Raw genomic sequence first — 15,790 nt, 5'->3', positions numbered from 1 at the left:
AACAATTGTAACCATGACGGTACATACTATTCCCTCGGGACTATACGCTATCAAAGACGAAACGCACATTGCCATTCCGCAGGCATCGGCGTTTCCCATTCTCAGTCGAGACGAAATATCTCGACTCAATTATTACCGCCACCCCGAATATCCCGCAATTCTTGAATTGTCCATAGACGGCTATATCAGCCCTTATGGAATTAATTACTACACTCGCCTACTTGACATTGCCGCCCGCGCTTCAGACATCAAAGGCGTGATACTTGAAGTCAAGACCGCAGGTGGAGCGGTTGACCAGCTAGTAGCGTTTGCCAACTTTATATACAATTACGACAAACCCATTGTTACCCACACTTCGTTTTGTTGCAGCGCGGGTTGTTGGATAGCCTCTCAAACCAATGAGATTTATGCCGAGCCCCAAAGTACCACCGAAATCGGTAGTATTGGTACTATCTACATCCACACTGACAATACCGCTCGAAATGAAAAGGAAGGAACAAAGTACATCACTTTTCGTTCGGCGGGTTCGGTGCGCAAGGGCAAACCTAATTCTTACGAGCCACTCGAACAACGCGACATTGACCGCTTTCAAAAGCGAGTAGATGCCGCCAATGTAGAATTCAAGTTTTACGTTCGTCGCGGTCGTGGCCGTCGCCTAAAATCTGATGCGATATGGGATGGCGACACGTACGATGCCGACGAATCGGTAGCCCTTGGCCTTGCCGACCGCAAAGGCACCTATGCCCAAGCCCTTCAACGAGTCATTCAACTTTCCGACAAATAACACACCATGCAAAAACCCGAATCCTCTGTTTTGTCTCGCCTACTTGCGTCAGCGTATGCTTACGTGGCAGGCAATGCCCCTCAGGAGGTTATCAACGCTGCCGAAGCAGATGCCTCCCAAATACAAGCCCGTATCGAAGGCTTAGAGTCGCAGGTGCAAACCATCACCGCCGAGCGCGATGGTTTCAAATCCCAAGTTTCAACCCTTCAAGGGCAGGTTACTAGCCTTACCACCGAGCGTGATAACTTAACTGCCGAAGCAACACAGTTGCGGACGTGGAAAGAGAATCATGCCAATGCCACAGGTGCCATTGTGCCAGGTGCCGACAAAACCACTACTTCTGAAGACATCGTCGCGAAGTTTCCAGAAGGTAGCCTAATGCGCCAAGCCATCGAAGCTGTGGTTGCAAAAGGCAAAAAGTAACCTATTCACTCCAAACCAACTTTTATTTTTTTTCACACCATGCCTACACAATCACTAGACATAACTGCAATCCCCGCCGATTTGCAAAGATATGTCGAAGCAAACCCCGAAATCATCACTGACCTTGTTCAGGATGGATTTCAGCAGCTCAACAATGACTTCGACGTTCGTTACGCAGACGACGAAGAAGTAATTACCAATATGCGCGTTATGGACATCCTGCGCGTAGCCTCCGACGATTTCACTGCGACGAAAGCCGCCGAGTTTGGTCACAGAAAATGGAAAATGCAGGACATAGATGCCGACATCTTTATCCCGCGCTCTCAAATCATGGGCATCGCTAAAAGCTGGCTTCGTGCGGCCAAGCGCGTGGGTTCGGTGCAGGAAGTTCTCGACAATCCAGTGGAAACGATGTTCTTACGCGAAATCATCCAAGGTCAAGGTTTGTTTTTGCGCGAAAACTCATCTTGGAAGGGTGATGCCGACGCCGCAGAAACAGGCTCCTTGTTTGCCGTCGATGGTTTGCTCCTAAAAATTGTCACTGGCGCAGGTGGTGGTGGTGATATTCCAGGGGCAAATACCGTTGCGGGGCCAGCCACGTTTACCACCGATGAGTCGGTGTATGACCACATCCAAGCAATGTGCGATAAGTATGCTGATGTATTGCCCCGCTTGGCCGAAAGCCGTGGTGAAATCCGCCTTTCACGCCGCATGAAGCAGCGTTACGACCGTGGCCGCCGCGCCAAATTTCCGCAATCAGTAGGACCCAAAGACGTAGCACTCGCACCCGATGACTACGAAAACTTGGTATTTGTGATAGATGTTGGTTTGGCAGGCAAAGAAACCGTCGTCATCACCCCACCAAATAACTTGTTTTTTGGTACAGATGGCGGACAAAATCGCCTCACCATCATTCAAGATGTCAAAGGCTGGAAAATGAACATGTTCTTCCGTTGCGCGTTCGATTATGCCTATGGCAAGTTCATCGTGCGTAACAACAAAGTCTAACGCGCGGGCTAAAATGATGCCCAACTACGCTTGGGGGGCGTAATCCCCCCATTTTTTTAATTAAAGTCACCTTAACACGGACACACTAAAAATGAAAAATCTTATTAAAATCTTAGCGTTATCGCTGCTTTTCCTCGGGATTGCTCCCCAAATCGAAGCCCAAAATGTCCCCCCACCAAAGGTTGAAATCGTAGCTCAGGGCACGGAAAGTATCTCAGTGGCTTACGTGAAAACAGAAATTGGAGCTCGCGTGCATAGCCACAATCCGTTTTCTGAGCAAAAATCTACAAATGGTATCAATGAAATTCTGGCTTTAACTGCCCTAACGGGTATCCGACGAAAGACCGGGCCAAAGCCAGGCGGGAATAAACGGTTATACATCTGCCCAATTGACCAGTTGGAAGACGAAGAATTTCCCACCTACGCCATGGCGGTCGCTGGGGAAATTACAGACCCAATTCCACTGATTACTGGCAAGAAATTCACGGAAATCCAAGCTGCTTACGATACTAACAAGTGGGGCTTTGCTTCCAAGGGCAAAACAGGAAATCAGTCCTTTGAACAAAACGTTGCCTTCGATATCTACGGAATTGACAAGGACTCTATTTCACTGGTAGCCAACCTTCTAAATCGCCCATGCGTTATTGTTGCGTTAGGAAACAACAACATTAAGTACTTCGTAGGCTCAATCGACGTACCGCTCGAATTTGAGATTCAGGCAGATTCGGGAGCGAAGGGGTCTGATCCACAAAAAATCACCTTCTCGGCCAAAAACGATGGCTTCATGTTCCCAGTGATTCCACTTGGAACAGGTGCAACCTTCGCCATTGAGCCACTTCCTGCTGTTGCGTAATTTGTGTAACCCCACTTAAAAAAGTTGGCGGAGTATTCTGTCAACTTTTTTAATATCCCCCCAATCAAAAAAATGGAAAAGTACAAAGTAAATCTCGAACTCGCCAAAAATGAAACTTGGCTACACCCAATCACCAATCGCACCGTGCGCATCGCTGAAATTGCCGATACAATGACCGATGAATTGGCAGAAATGTTTTTCAAAGCAGGCTGTAAAGCAATCGAAAAAGTAGAGGATTCTACCATGGCCACTACCGCTGATACTGCCGAGAAGCAAACCAAAAAGAAACCCACAGTTTAAAGCCAGTACGCTGGCTTTTTGCTTTTCCCCCTGATAAAAAATGAAAACACTCGCCACCCTCGAAGCCGATTTGTGGTTAGCTCAAAGAGCCAACCGCCGTAACCCAAGCGATGAGAACCTAGCCACCATCCAAGCCATCGAAGCAGAAATCGCCATTTTGACCGCTGAATCTGCCGATACTTCAGGCAAAATTCAATCACAAACATCGCCAGGTCAAACACCCGCTAAATCTACGGGTACTCAAGGTCAAAAAGAGGCTAAAAACAAGCAAAGCACTCCTAAAAAAAAAGAGCCGGAGGCGAAGTAACCTCCTCAGACCTGCTTCGAGAGGAAATTAGAAGCGTAGTACTTGAAGCAGGTCAACTTTCAAACCAACTCGCCAAACTATATCCCAACACTGCCCAAGAGTTGGTCACACGAATAATAGTTCTTGACAAAAAGCACACACAATTGCTTCTAAAATACCAGAAATCACTCGAAAAAAATTAAACTGAGTAGGATAGACAACAGTCAGATTGACAGATAGTTGTCTGTGTTGGGTATTTTGAATAATAAACCACGCACACGTCGAACTGTGCGCCCTTTAACGTTTTACGTTCTCTGATGTAATTTTTGACGAATATCTGAAACACTATTTATTGGATAGATAATCGTTCATCCAATGTTTTACTTTCTTCTTCAGCCATTCAATTCGTCGGAAATCGTCTGACTTTAGGTATTCCTGTACATGGACCAAAACTTGGTCATTGACTCGAATACATTCGTGCTGGGCTTCAAATAGTTGCATTTCTTCCTCGTTTGAAAAGGTTAGTATTTGAGCAACAAAGGAAGGGTCTTGAGTATGAACAATAAAAGCCGCTCCTGGTTGAGCGGCTTCATTGTGTGCAATCAAAAATTTTGGCGGCTTCATGTTGGACTTATTGGAACTTCCCCTTTAGCGAACAATATGAACGAGACCTTATCATTAGCTAATGGGAATTGAATAATGTATAGTCTTCTTTCATTCCCTACTTCGGTTATGTAATAGGGGACAAATAAATTCTCCCTGATAAATACAGGGACGTTGCGGTGTATCCATCTAGGACTCATCGCTTTGATTTGGGCATGATGCTTTCTCCCAAGCTCAATGCCATTGGTAAATAGTTCTTCCATAAAAAAGCCGTTTTATACAGCTGACACCGCTGTGCTCTGTCAGGATATTGACAGTAAAGCGTCATAAAATTGACAAATTCCGTCCTTTCGTGCAAGTATTGGTCACGGATAGTTTTGCAGCCCAACAAAACCATACACAATGACCACCGTAAAACCCCTTCTTAAAACTCCCATCACCTACTATGGAGGTAAGCAAATGATGCTTTCGCAAATCATCCCTAAAATCCCCCCACATACGACTTACATTGAACCTTTTTTTGGGGGAGGCGCTGTTTTTTGGGCTAAGCCACCATCTGCTGCCGAAGTTATAAATGACCTTAATAATAACCTCATTACCTTTTATAGGACTTTGAAATTTGATTTTGAATCACTGAAGGAAAAAATTGACGAGACCTTTCACTCACGGGTCCAGCATACAATGGCTGCTAAAATTTACGAGAACCAGACTCCCTCCCCTCAAGATGAGCTATCCTTAGCTTGGGCTGTATGGGTACAAACCAACATGAGTTTTAGTAGCATGATTGGGGCAGGGTTTGGATATGATAGATTTGGGAAATGTCCCCTGAAGCTATTTAACAAAAAGGGAAATTTGACGGTGGCCTACAAAGAACGTTTGAAAAGAGTCACCATTGAGAGTAATGATGCCCTTAAAGTTATGAAAGCTTTCGATTCTGAGGATGCTTTTTTTTACCTTGACCCTCCTTACGTTTCGGCAAATCAGGGTCATTATTCAGGTTATACCGAGACAGACTTTCGCAAGCTCCTTGACGTGTGTTCACAGCTAAAAGGGAAGTTCTTATTGAGTACGTACCCTGAACCATCACTTTTTGAGTACATCGAAAAATTGGGATGGAAGCATGAATCTCACGAAAAAACGCTGGCAGTAGATGGCCGCCGAGAAAAAACGAAGAAAAAGATAGAGTGTCTGACTTGGAATTATTAGCCCCTAGTCAAGCTGTCCACCCTCGCTATTTTTAGCGTTACTTCAGAATAAAACACCTCGCCGACAGCATCAGCGAGGTGTTTTCACAAAACAACCTTAGTGGCACTGATTATACCTCACTCAAAAACTCAGATTCGATAAGTTTTTGAAAGACTTGTTTTTCTAGGCTTTCAAATGACGCAGGCGATGGTGCTAAATTATTTTCCCAATCCTGAAGCCGAGTCCACAAATCTGCGATGTATGTTTCATAATCCTTCTCGGCATCAAATTTAGAACCTGCTTGATAAGCCTTTAAAATTTCGGTTGAGCTACCGCCTTGCAGTAGCTCCCCTTCTTGTGTTTTATAGTTAAGCATTTAAGTCGTTTTTACGGTTATAAAGGTAATTGTAAATTTCTTCTTGGTTAAATTTTTGGAAGCTCTCAAAAGTAGCCTCAGCCTGTTCTACTTTTTTCTTTTTCGAGAAATCCACCAAATTGTGTAAAAACAAAACCCAATTTTTGATTTTCTCAAATTCAATCGTTCCAGAGTGTTGTCTAAATTCAATGCTACCGTGTCTTACAAAGCTTTGTAGGTTAATTTTACGGTAGCGAGTGCCGATGGCGCTGGCTAATTCTCTGACGCTCGTTGCGATTTCTATTTTTGTCTTATCATTTTGAAGGCTTTGGCAGTAATTGTTTGTATTTCCGCGTCGGCTATTTGGTAGGATGCTATCAATGTGCTTTTCGTAAGTGGCATAGTTCAGCATCAAATTTTTAACCTCGCTAATTCCCATTTGGGAGGCATCAAAATGCACGTGCATTCCGCATGATTTATTGATTTTTGCCCTTACCTCTGTTAAAGCTTCGCACACTTTTTTCAATTCCTCTAATCCCGCTTGGCCTTCCAAAATAGGGCTGACGATTTCAAATCCGCTTTCACCGCTAATGCTGCTGTCGCTTACTATTTTCCACCATCCACGAGTAATGTGGTTATAACTTTCGTCTTCAATTCTAATCCCTTTTGTTCTGATGGCTGTGAGTACTTTCGAGCGTGATACCCCGTAGGCTTCAATCTCAATTCCAAATTTCTTATTGAATGTTAGTGGGTGAAATACCCCTTTTGATTGTACTTGTGAAGGCCAGTATTTCGCAAATACGTTCTGAACAAATCCGTAATTGCCTCCTGTCAAATTTGCTACCTCTTTGCGGGTCAATCCTAGGGCTAAAAGCTGCCGAATTTTCTCTGTTTTAGTGAGGTTTTCATTATTTAAAATCGCTTGCGTATTCATCTGTTTATCAGTGCTTTATTGTTGTTTTTGATAGGACAAACAACGCACTATCTTTCCCGACAAGCAAGTCTTTGGCGTACTATCTTCGCCTATTTTTTGTGAATTTTTGACCTGATTTTGAGTGTGTTACCAATCGATACTTTATAATGCCAGGCGCGTCACAGATTGACGTATGCTGTACAAAAAAAATGTACAATTACACTGCTTTTTCTATAGCTCTATCATTTGAATATCAATGATTTAAAATATGCTGTACAAAAAAAATGTATGATTACACTGCTTTTTTTTAAGTTGACTGTGACTCAGCTTCTGGCTCAATTACCAGGTCGCATCACAGATAATTTTTCAAAGTAGGGGGTGTGTAGGTAAATCTTATGCTATTTTCTGACGACGGAGCTCATTCAACACCCGCCGCTCATCTTCACGCACGTACGAATCAAGACACCTGTCAGTTTTCAGGCCAAGCACCACTTTAACGGCCTCTTTGCTCCAACTTAATTCGTTCAAAAGCCAATCTGCTAACGTTTTGCGGCCTGCCTTAACGGTTAGTTCAGGATTAACAAGCGTCAAATTTCTGCTTATACGTTCCTCGGGCGATAGCATTGCAATGGCCACATTGAGTTCAGCCGCCACCAGCTTCAAGTAATCATTCATTTTTTGGTTAGAAAGTATCGGCAGTTTGTCCCAGCCACCGTATTTTCTCACCACGTCATTTACCTCTGGCCACGCCGAAATGGGTACTTTGGCACTCACCGCCGTTTTCCCCCTCGCCCAGTCGATGAAGTTATACTCACCAATCGGCACTATCACGCTGGTACCAGCTTTTGCCATCTGCTTCAAGTCATCGTAATGAAAGCCCGTTCGACAATACACGATAAAACAATCAGCCACCCGTTGAATGCGCTCAGTTGAAAACGTATGACTTTTCAAAAGCTCAAACTGCGATGCAGATAAACAAACGTTTGGCTTTCTCCCCTCGTGTTTGATTCGATACCCTTCCAGCGGATTGCTCACAAGCAGCTTGTTGAGCTTCGCCCAGGTGAGCACCTGCTTAATCGTCGCAAGGTGCTTACGTATCGTCGAGTCCTCAAAATTTTGCTTATTCTTTAGCCAGTTTCGGTACTGTAGGAAGGTGTCCACGTCGAAATTTTCAAGCAAATCTTGCTGTCTTTTTTTCAAAATCAGGAAATCAAGCACCTTATTCCTGACATTTTTGTAAGCTTTCTTGGTTGACTTTGTTTTCTTCGCGTTCTCCAAGTCTTCGAGGTACTTGTCAAACGTGTCAATGAACCGCACATCATCATTATCGGTCATGTAAACTTCCTTGACCTGCTGAGGCGTAAAAGGCTTTCGCTTTCGACTAAGCGTTGTGTAAATCTCAAACAAATCACCTTCAATCTCATTGAGCCTACCATTTTTGTACAGATAATCTTTGTCGGCAGGCTTGAAACGTTGCTTATCAACGTCAAAATCCTCAAATCTGCACTTCAAATGTGTGCTGTACAGCTCCGCTCTATCACCGTTGATAGTGATCCTGTGATAGATGGTCGTCATGCCACGTTTTCGCTGCCCATCTGTTTGATGTCGGAAAAATAAAATTTCCATCCTTTTTTTTCATAAACTTATTTAACGGTTAAAATTTGGGGGTGCAAACCAACTTTATGCCGTTTTGTGAAGCAAATAAAAGGGGGTACAAAAAAATGCCATTTTAGTTAACGGTAGTGTGCGCCCGCGCTACCAAGGTGTGCGCCCGACTGTGCCCCCGCGACAATAAACCCATCAAAAACAGAGGATAAACGACTGGCTTAGAAGCAAAAAGACCTGCCATTTTGGGGGCAGGTCAGTCATTAAAAAACACTTAGTGGAGTCGGCGGGAGTCGAACCCGCGTCCAGAACAAGGAAACCGTACGCCTTCTACACGCTTAGTTTTGATTTAATTTTCGAGCTTCGGTAAGGTTCAAAACAGACCTGAGCCAATGCCTTATTTGCTGGTGTCTTACCGCGTGTTAGCAACGTTAGCGCGGCCAGTCTCGCGGTTCGACGCCCCTTGACCCAACCAGCAAGACGGAAGTTGGAGGAACGATGGCTAATGGTTAATCACTCCGGATTAAGCAGCCATAGCGTAGCTATAATTGCCAGCTATTGTTTATGCGTGTTTTTAACAGGACTCGCGCACACGTCCCGACGTGCTTATACGTATTGCTTCAACTCGCTGTCAAAACCAAGGCGACCCCTTCGAGTTGGTTTTAGGCTAACAGAAATGCTTGTTAAAAAAGTTCAAGCTTTCTGTTTTTCTTTTGAATTTCCTCCAATGCTCTATTGAGACAATTCTACAGTTGGTCAGGTGGTGAGCAACCCTTCTCCCTTTTGATTAAAGTCAGAGACTTTGAGCCGTAGAAGTCCCGATTACAAATCGGGACTGGCCGCTGACTAGCTCGCAATTAGGCGGGTTGTGAGCAACCCTCATCACCTCCAATTATTGCTGAAGGCCGCTTACACCCGAAAAATAGGTTTTGGCCGAACTACTCAATACAGCCGCCGATGAATATACCGCTCCCCCCGTTTGAAATTCCCATTTTTTAGCACCCGACTGGACGTCAACGGCAAAAAAGCGCCCGTCGATTCCTCCAACGTAAGCCAAACTATCCGTCACTACGGGCGAAGCTTGGATGCGGTTGGTGGACCATGTCTCCCACTTCTTAGCGCCTGTTTTGGCATCTACTGCGTACATCTTGTGGTCGTTGCTCGCCACATATACCACGCCATTGCTCACCGACGGCGAAGACAAAACAGGCCCGTCCGTTCTAAACTCCCACAATTTTGCCCCCGTTTGGCTATTTATGGCATATAATTTTCGGTCAAAACTACCGATAAACAGGCTTCCTCCTGTTACTGTGGGCGACGAACTCACTTCGCCTCCCGTCGAGAAGTTCCACTTTTTGGCTCCCGTTTCGGCATCAAGTGCATACACGTTGTAATCATTACTGCCGACATAGACTACCCCATCGACCACCGACGGCGACGAATCTACGCCTGCGCCTGTGCCAAACTCCCACAGTTTTGTCCCTTTTTTAGCATCAAGAGCATATAAGTTATTAAAACCACCCACAAATACCTTTCCATTGACGACCGTCGGTGACGAAATACTGATTCCATCGGCGGTAAACTCCCATTGCTTCGCTCCTGTCACAACATCCAACGCGTATAGTTTTGAGGTAAAATTCGACGTTCCTCCCATGCCTACATATACCGTATTTCCTGACACTGTGGGAGCCGACGAAATACCCATATCAAGGGCAAATTCCCAGACTTTAGCTCCAGTCTTGAGGTCAACTGCGTAAATATTTTGGTCTGAACTGCCGACAATTGCCATTCCAATGGCCAAGGTTGGCGAAGAGTGAACCGTACCTTTGGTGGCAAACTCCCACAGTTTAGCCCCTGTTTTAGAATTGAGTGCGTATAGTTTATTATCACTGCTTCCAACAAACACTGCATCAATCCCCTTCGGCATGGGGTCTTCTTTTTTGGAACAATAGGTAAAAATTTGAAAAGCGGCAAAGGTTGCTGCTGCAAAAAATGAACGATTGGCTATTGATTTTTTCATGAACAAAAAGATAGACGAGACGTTTTGTTGTCTAACGACTTTGTAGGTCAATTAGTATGATTTGGGTTTGGGCGTAGTGGCCATAAAATCTTTCAAATAAAAGGGTTCAAAAGCAGCCACCTCTTCAAATTGCTGGTCTTGAAAGCGTTTCCAAGCCAGTTCTCCCACTGTTTTGGCCGAAGGAAAAATCGCTTGTGAGGGAAAATGCGCATTGGGATATTTCCCCAATACCCGCTGACACTTTGCTGCACCGTCGCCAAAGAAAACCACCGACCGCTCAGTAAGTAATTCAGTAAAAGATTGTTCATCCATAATTTTGGCCTGGGTCGCTTCTACAAAATGAAGTTCGGCGTCCAGCACCGCGCAATATACTTCCATACGACGGGCATCGAGCATCGGACAAAACAAGTAATTGACAGGAAAAAACGCCTTTAACTGTAGTGTCATGGCCTCTAGGGTATTGACACTTATCAAAGGTTTATCTAACGCAAAACACAACCCTTTGGCCGTCGAGACAGCGATTCGCAGCCCCGTGTAAGAGCCTGGGCCTTTTGCTACGGCAAAGGCATCGACATCAACAAGCTGAAATCCAGCGTGTTCAACGGCATTATAAATCAAAGTCGTAAGCATTCCAGAAGACGATTTTTCGGCTAAAAGGTCGTAGCTGGATAGCAATTGGCCGTCTTGGTGGAGCGCCACCGAACAGCCGCGGGTCGAAGTATCTATGCTAAGTATTAGGGGCACTTTACAGATTAACGTTTGAAGTTTACAGTTTACAGTTATTTTTGCAAACTTAATTATTCGCCCTTCAAAATGAGTCAAAAAGTTCACTTTATCGCCATAGGTGGTAGCGTAATGCACAATTTAGCCATTGCCCTCCACCGTCAAGGTTATCAAATTACGGGATCGGACGACGAAATATACGATCCAGCGTTTTCAAGACTCCAAAAATTAGACTTGCTTCCTGCCGAAATTGGCTGGTTTCCCGAAAAAATTCACGAAGGACTTGATGCAGTCATTCTAGGAATGCATGCTCGCAAAGACAATCCCGAGCTAGCCCGAGCACAAGAACTAGGAATACCGATATACTCGTATCCCGAATACATATACCAACAAAGCCAACATAAACAGCGCGTGGTGATTGCGGGTAGTCACGGCAAAACGACTATCACCTCGATGGTACTGCACGCTTTGCGGGTCAACAACCGTCAGTTTGACTACTTAGTTGGCGCTCAATTGGAGGGATTTGAGACCATGGTCAAACTTACTAATTCGGCGCCTTTAATCGTCGTCGAAGGAGATGAATACCCAGCTTCTCCTACCGACCTTGTCCCCAAATTTTTACACTATCATCCTCACATTGCCCTCATAAGCGGTATCGCATGGGATCATTACAACGTATTTCCAACGTGGGAAGGCTATGTCAAGCAATTTGAAAAATTGGCCGATTCTTTGTCAAAATCAGGGGTATTGGTTTTTGACGAAACCGACGACATGCTGGATGTCATTGGCAAAAACGAACGGGTTGATGTGCGGTCGGTTCCGTACAATATTCACCCGCACAAGATTGTCAACGGCCAAACGTTTTTGACAACGCAAGCCTACGGGGATGTTCCGTTGTTGATTTTTGGGGAACATAATATGAAAAATATTAGCGGGGCTTTGGCTGTATGCGAAGAAGTAGGACTCACACAAGAGCAATTCTACCGCGCCATCCAGACGTTTAAAGGAGCAGCAAATCGCATGGAAACTTTGGCTAAAAACGCTCATTCAGCCGTTTTTAAAGACTTTGCCCACGCTCCTTCTAAGGTAGAAGCCACCACCAAAGCCGCCAAATCGCAGTTTCCGACGCGTCAGTTGGTCGCTTGTGTAGAATTGCATACATTTAGTAGCTTGAATAAAAACTTTTTGGGACAATATGCCCACAAACTCGACGCAGCCGACGTGGCCGTCGTTTACTATAACCCTCACACACTCGCTCACAAGCGCCTTGAGCCTATCACACCAGAGGAGGTAAAAGCCGCTTTTCAGCGTCCGTCGCTCGAAGTATTTACTGATAAAGACGCTTTGCAAGCTTTCCTGGCCTCGTTGTCATGGAAAAATAAAAACTTACTCATGATGAGTTCGGGTACGTTTGGAGGATTAGAATTGAAGGGATTAGCATCACAGATTATTACCTGAATATAAAGCAACGCCATGCGTTTTGTAGATTACCCGTCCATAATCAGATCTGCTTGGAACGATTTCGATTCGACCAGGCCCATTGAATTAATTGAAGACATTAGCGCCCGCGTTTCCACCAATCACGTATTCCGCGTGACCCTTGAAGGTGGAGGCCACGTTATTGCTAAACTTTCATACTTCGGAAAGTTTGAGCATTTTAAAGAAGACCATCGCCTGATTCACACCCTTGCTAACAATCTGTTATATCCGTTTGAAAACGTATTGGCAAAGTCGTTAGTCAAAAGTAATCAGGTGTTTGTGTATCGGTACCAAGAAGAAGGGCTCGATGTGTGGGTGGTATTTTACAATCCGATTCGAGTCGCTGAAAAGCTTCCGCGCCGTCTGGAAGAACACCACATCCGAACGTTAGGATCGCAAATCGCAAAGTTTCATAAAGCCTGCGCCAGCGTGAGTACTGTCATGCCCAAGTCGTCGAAAACACTGCGTTCCGACGTCCAAGATTTGCTCAGTATGCTCAACACCGAAACAGGACGTTATGAGCATAGAATGCACATCGAGACATTGCGCCGTCAGTGCAATCTTTTCCTAAAACACCGCAAAGAGATGGTCGCCAACGCGGTCGAAACGATGCCTGTGTTTTTGGATTGGAACATTGGAAATTTTTCGGTGACAGACAAACTAGAACTTTTTTCTCGTTGGGATTACGATTGGTTCCGCATTAGTTATCGGGTCATGGACTTTTACTTTTTCAGTAGGGTATGCTCCGACGCTGGCGACCGAACGGTCTTTTCGTACCTGATTGAACCGTTGGCCGAAGAGCGTTTTGGGTGGTTTTTGGAAGAATACCACAAGGTGTATCCGCTGACCGAACGCGAAGTTCGCTTTTTACCCGAGGCTTACCGCTTTTTTATTCTCAATTACGTCATCAAATACGGTCGGTATTTTTTCCATCGTACCTACGCCACGAAGTTGCAGCGGGAAGCCTACGAAACCTATTTCCCGTCGATTGATACGTTCTCGGTTGACCCTATTTTAAAACGATTAGGACTTTAATAATAGATTTCCTAGACCTATAAAGTTTTGAAAACCTTATAGGTCTGGCTTTATACTCACCTACCCATGCTTACGATTGACTCTTTTGCCGATGTAGCCGCCCGCTACCAAGTTTTTTTCTTTGATGCGTTTGGAGTACTCAAAAACTCCCACGGGCTTATTCCTGGGATTCCCGATACGTTTGCGTATTTGAGAGAAAACCAAAAGCAGTTTTACATTTTGACCAACGATGCTTCGCGTAGCCCCCAACAGCTCGCCGAATCGTATTGGCGGATGGGACTAATGGACATTACGCCCGACAACATCATTTCGTCGGGGATGTTGGCAAGAGAGTATTTGGAATTAAAAGTAAATCAGGGAACGGTGGCGTATTTGGGAACAGAAGACTCAGCCCATTATATCGAATCTTCGGAACGCAAAGCCTTATCAATCAGCGAACTCAACCTAGACACTATTGGCGATATCAACGCCCTTGTGATGCTCGACGATGAAGGTTTTGATTGGAATACCGACCTCAACAAAGCCACTAATTTACTCCGTCGGCGCAATATCCCCGTGATTGTGGCCAATACTGACGCTACTTATCCTACGTCCAAAACGCAAGTCGCGATTGCCATCGGTGGCGTAGCCGATATGCTGGAAAGCATCGTTGGCAAGCAGTTTATTCGTTTTGGAAAGCCTGATGCGCAAATGTTTATGTTTGCCTACGAGCGGGTGATGGAGCAAAACCCTGCACTGGGTAAGAAAGACATCGTAATGATTGGGGATACGCTCCGCACCGACATTTCGGGCGGGAATAAATTTGGGCTTGATACCGTATTGGTACTGACAGGAAACATCCCCGCTGAAGACGCCGAAATCCGCATTCGCAGTACGGGTATTATTCCTACTTACGTGTGTGAATCGGCCGTTATTGGCTAAATCCCGTTTCGCCTTAGTTCTCGTTCAATGGTCTCTTTGTACAAATAAAAATCGACCTGAAACGTATGCCGAGGCGAAGCGTTGTAACGATGCCTCATCTGCTGCGTATCGCGTTCGATGTCTTTTGTCATGGAAGAAACATCAGGCAAACGGCAAGTCCCTTTTATCAATTTAGCAACCCATTTGGCTTGAATTTCGGCCAACGGCATAATGGCGCCCAATGGCTGAATTAATCCCACAAAAAATAGGTTAGGCCAGTCGGGATGTATCACTTTTTTGTACAATCGAAATTCGTTATTCGTACTCACTTCAAACGCTTTGTCTTTCAAAAACGGAAACGTCGCTTTGTAGCCCGTTGCATATACAATCAAGTCATAAGTTTCGGAAGTCCCGTCTTCAAAAACAACTTCTTTCCCTCGAAACTCCTTGATATTAGGCTTATAATCAATCAAACCTCGCCCACTCAGATTGAGTAACTCCTGCGACACCGTCGGGTGTTCTTGCAAGGGTGGGCGCTTAGGAAGCGGCACTCCGTACGCCTCTTGGCGACCTCGGGCAAGCAAAAGGGATACTTTGAGCAAATACCGCTGCACTGATAACGGCAATTTGGCCGTTAGGGGATTGGCCAAACTATCGAAAGGTTTGCTCAAAATCCAGTTGGGTAAAATATACGCCCCACTTCGCGTTGAAATCGTCACCCGACCCGAATGGAGCTTGGCGGCCTCACAAGCAATGTCCACGGCGGAGTTTCCAATACCTACAATTAGTATATTTTTGTACATGATTTGCTCAGGCACGCGGTAGTGATGCACGTGCAGGACTTCGCCCGTGAATGTTCCCGCAAAAGGCGGATCGGGAAAGCGAGGATTCCAATGGTGGCCGTTAGCGACAATGACATGGGCATATTCTTTCAACTCTCCTTGGTCAGTTGTAACTTTGTACAAACCATTGGAAGTAGGTTCAACTTCCGCAATCCCTGTATTGAAAGTAATTGAATTGCGTAAGCCAAAATGGTCAACGTATTCCTCAAAATACTTGATAATCTGCGAATGGTGCGGAAACATGGGTAAATCGCGCGTGAGGGGATAATCGCTATACGCCATGATTTCGCGGTTGGTGTTGATGTGCAGCGACCGATACGCCGACGACATATTGTTGTCATTGTTATACCGCCAATTTCCTCCTATATCCGACCCTTTTTCAAAGCAATCATAGCTAATTCCAAGGTCTTTGAGGGCCTTCGCCGCCGCCATACCAGAAGAACCTGCCCCGATGATACACACCTGTTTTTGCATAA

The 15,790-nt window shown here is 45.1% G+C and carries 17 protein-coding genes and 1 other RNA gene; 10 read left to right on the top strand and 8 right to left on the bottom strand.

Going from position 1 to position 15,790, the window contains the following annotated elements:
• The first annotated feature begins 13 nt into the window (after positions 1–13).
• The 6 genes from AC23P2_RS13455 to AC23P2_RS13430 all read left to right on the top strand — a co-directional run bounded on the left by AC23P2_RS13455 (position 14) and on the right by AC23P2_RS13430 (position 3,675).
• A complete protein-coding gene (locus AC23P2_RS13455; RefSeq protein WP_487773674.1) occupies positions 14–784 on the top strand; it encodes a S49 family peptidase in 771 nt (256 codons plus the stop codon).
• A gap of 6 nt (positions 785–790) precedes the next feature.
• Positions 791–1,207: a hypothetical protein gene (locus AC23P2_RS13450; protein ID WP_487773673.1), complete on the top strand. Its 417-nt coding sequence runs from the start codon at positions 791–793 to the stop codon at positions 1,205–1,207.
• 39 nt (positions 1,208–1,246) lie between these two features.
• Entirely contained in the window at positions 1,247–2,215 is a 969-nt protein-coding gene (locus AC23P2_RS13445; protein ID WP_487773672.1) for a hypothetical protein, read from the top strand.
• 91 nt (positions 2,216–2,306) lie between these two features.
• Positions 2,307–3,068 (top strand): hypothetical protein, encoded by a 762-nt coding sequence (locus AC23P2_RS13440; RefSeq protein ID WP_487773671.1) that lies wholly within the window; start codon positions 2,307–2,309, stop codon positions 3,066–3,068.
• Between the two features lie 72 nt (positions 3,069–3,140).
• Positions 3,141–3,368: a hypothetical protein gene (locus tag AC23P2_RS13435; RefSeq protein WP_487773670.1), complete on the top strand. Its 228-nt coding sequence runs from the start codon at positions 3,141–3,143 to the stop codon at positions 3,366–3,368.
• 40 nt (positions 3,369–3,408) lie between these two features.
• Positions 3,409–3,675 carry a hypothetical protein gene (locus AC23P2_RS13430; protein WP_487773669.1) on the top strand — a complete coding sequence of 89 codons (267 nt, stop codon included), beginning with the start codon at positions 3,409–3,411 and terminating at the stop codon, positions 3,673–3,675.
• 324 nt (positions 3,676–3,999) lie between these two features.
• Here the strand turns inward: AC23P2_RS13430 and AC23P2_RS13425 are convergent, their stop codons facing one another.
• Positions 4,000–4,278, bottom strand: coding sequence for a hypothetical protein (locus AC23P2_RS13425; RefSeq protein ID WP_487773668.1), 279 nt, complete (start codon positions 4,276–4,278; stop codon positions 4,000–4,002).
• A gap of 381 nt (positions 4,279–4,659) precedes the next feature.
• Between AC23P2_RS13425 and AC23P2_RS13420 the strand changes: the two genes are divergently transcribed.
• Positions 4,660–5,463, top strand: a complete 804-nt coding sequence (locus AC23P2_RS13420) for a DNA adenine methylase (protein WP_487773667.1) — start codon at positions 4,660–4,662, stop codon at positions 5,461–5,463.
• A gap of 109 nt (positions 5,464–5,572) precedes the next feature.
• On the opposite strand, the gene AC23P2_RS13415 is transcribed toward AC23P2_RS13420, so the two are convergent.
• The 6 genes from AC23P2_RS13415 to tsaB all read right to left on the bottom strand — a co-directional run bounded on the left by AC23P2_RS13415 (position 5,573) and on the right by tsaB (position 11,079).
• Positions 5,573–5,818, bottom strand: coding sequence for a hypothetical protein (locus AC23P2_RS13415; RefSeq protein WP_472486972.1), 246 nt, complete (start codon positions 5,816–5,818; stop codon positions 5,573–5,575).
• Entirely contained in the window at positions 5,811–6,731 is a 921-nt protein-coding gene (locus AC23P2_RS13410) for an amidoligase family protein (protein WP_487773666.1), read from the bottom strand. The genes AC23P2_RS13415 and AC23P2_RS13410 overlap by 8 nt, the downstream gene beginning before the upstream one ends.
• A gap of 372 nt (positions 6,732–7,103) precedes the next feature.
• Complete coding sequence (locus AC23P2_RS13405; protein WP_487773665.1) at positions 7,104–8,336, bottom strand: phage integrase SAM-like domain-containing protein; 1,233 nt, start codon at positions 8,334–8,336, stop codon at positions 7,104–7,106.
• A 254-nt stretch (positions 8,337–8,590) separates the two neighbouring features.
• Positions 8,591–8,965, bottom strand: a transfer-messenger RNA (tmRNA) gene (gene ssrA, locus AC23P2_RS13400).
• Positions 8,966–9,207: 242 nt separating this feature from the next.
• Positions 9,208–10,335 (bottom strand): outer membrane protein assembly factor BamB family protein, encoded by a 1,128-nt coding sequence (locus tag AC23P2_RS13395; protein ID WP_487773664.1) that lies wholly within the window; start codon positions 10,333–10,335, stop codon positions 9,208–9,210.
• Positions 10,336–10,386: 51 nt separating this feature from the next.
• On the bottom strand, positions 10,387–11,079 hold the full coding sequence (tsaB, locus tag AC23P2_RS13390) for a tRNA (adenosine(37)-N6)-threonylcarbamoyltransferase complex dimerization subunit type 1 TsaB (protein ID WP_487773663.1): 693 nt from the start codon (positions 11,077–11,079) through the stop codon (positions 10,387–10,389).
• A gap of 69 nt (positions 11,080–11,148) precedes the next feature.
• Here tsaB and AC23P2_RS13385 point away from each other — a divergent pair, with 69 nt between their 5' ends.
• The 3 genes from AC23P2_RS13385 to AC23P2_RS13375 all read left to right on the top strand — a co-directional run bounded on the left by AC23P2_RS13385 (position 11,149) and on the right by AC23P2_RS13375 (position 14,493).
• Positions 11,149–12,516, top strand: coding sequence for a UDP-N-acetylmuramate--L-alanine ligase (locus AC23P2_RS13385; RefSeq protein ID WP_487773662.1), 1,368 nt, complete (start codon positions 11,149–11,151; stop codon positions 12,514–12,516).
• A gap of 15 nt (positions 12,517–12,531) precedes the next feature.
• Complete coding sequence (locus AC23P2_RS13380) at positions 12,532–13,572, top strand: aminoglycoside phosphotransferase/kinase family protein (protein ID WP_487773661.1); 1,041 nt, start codon at positions 12,532–12,534, stop codon at positions 13,570–13,572.
• A gap of 66 nt (positions 13,573–13,638) precedes the next feature.
• Complete coding sequence (locus AC23P2_RS13375) at positions 13,639–14,493, top strand: TIGR01459 family HAD-type hydrolase (protein ID WP_487773660.1); 855 nt, start codon at positions 13,639–13,641, stop codon at positions 14,491–14,493.
• Here the strand turns inward: AC23P2_RS13375 and AC23P2_RS13370 are convergent.
• A complete protein-coding gene (locus tag AC23P2_RS13370; protein WP_487773659.1) occupies positions 14,490–15,788 on the bottom strand; it encodes a flavin-containing monooxygenase in 1,299 nt (432 codons plus the stop codon). The genes AC23P2_RS13375 and AC23P2_RS13370 overlap by 4 nt on opposite strands.
• Between the last annotated feature and the right edge of the window lie 2 nt (positions 15,789–15,790).

This window comes from Runella sp. R0.1_18, from assembly GCF_057652155.1.
This window is presented reverse-complemented; position numbering and strand designations above follow the sequence as displayed.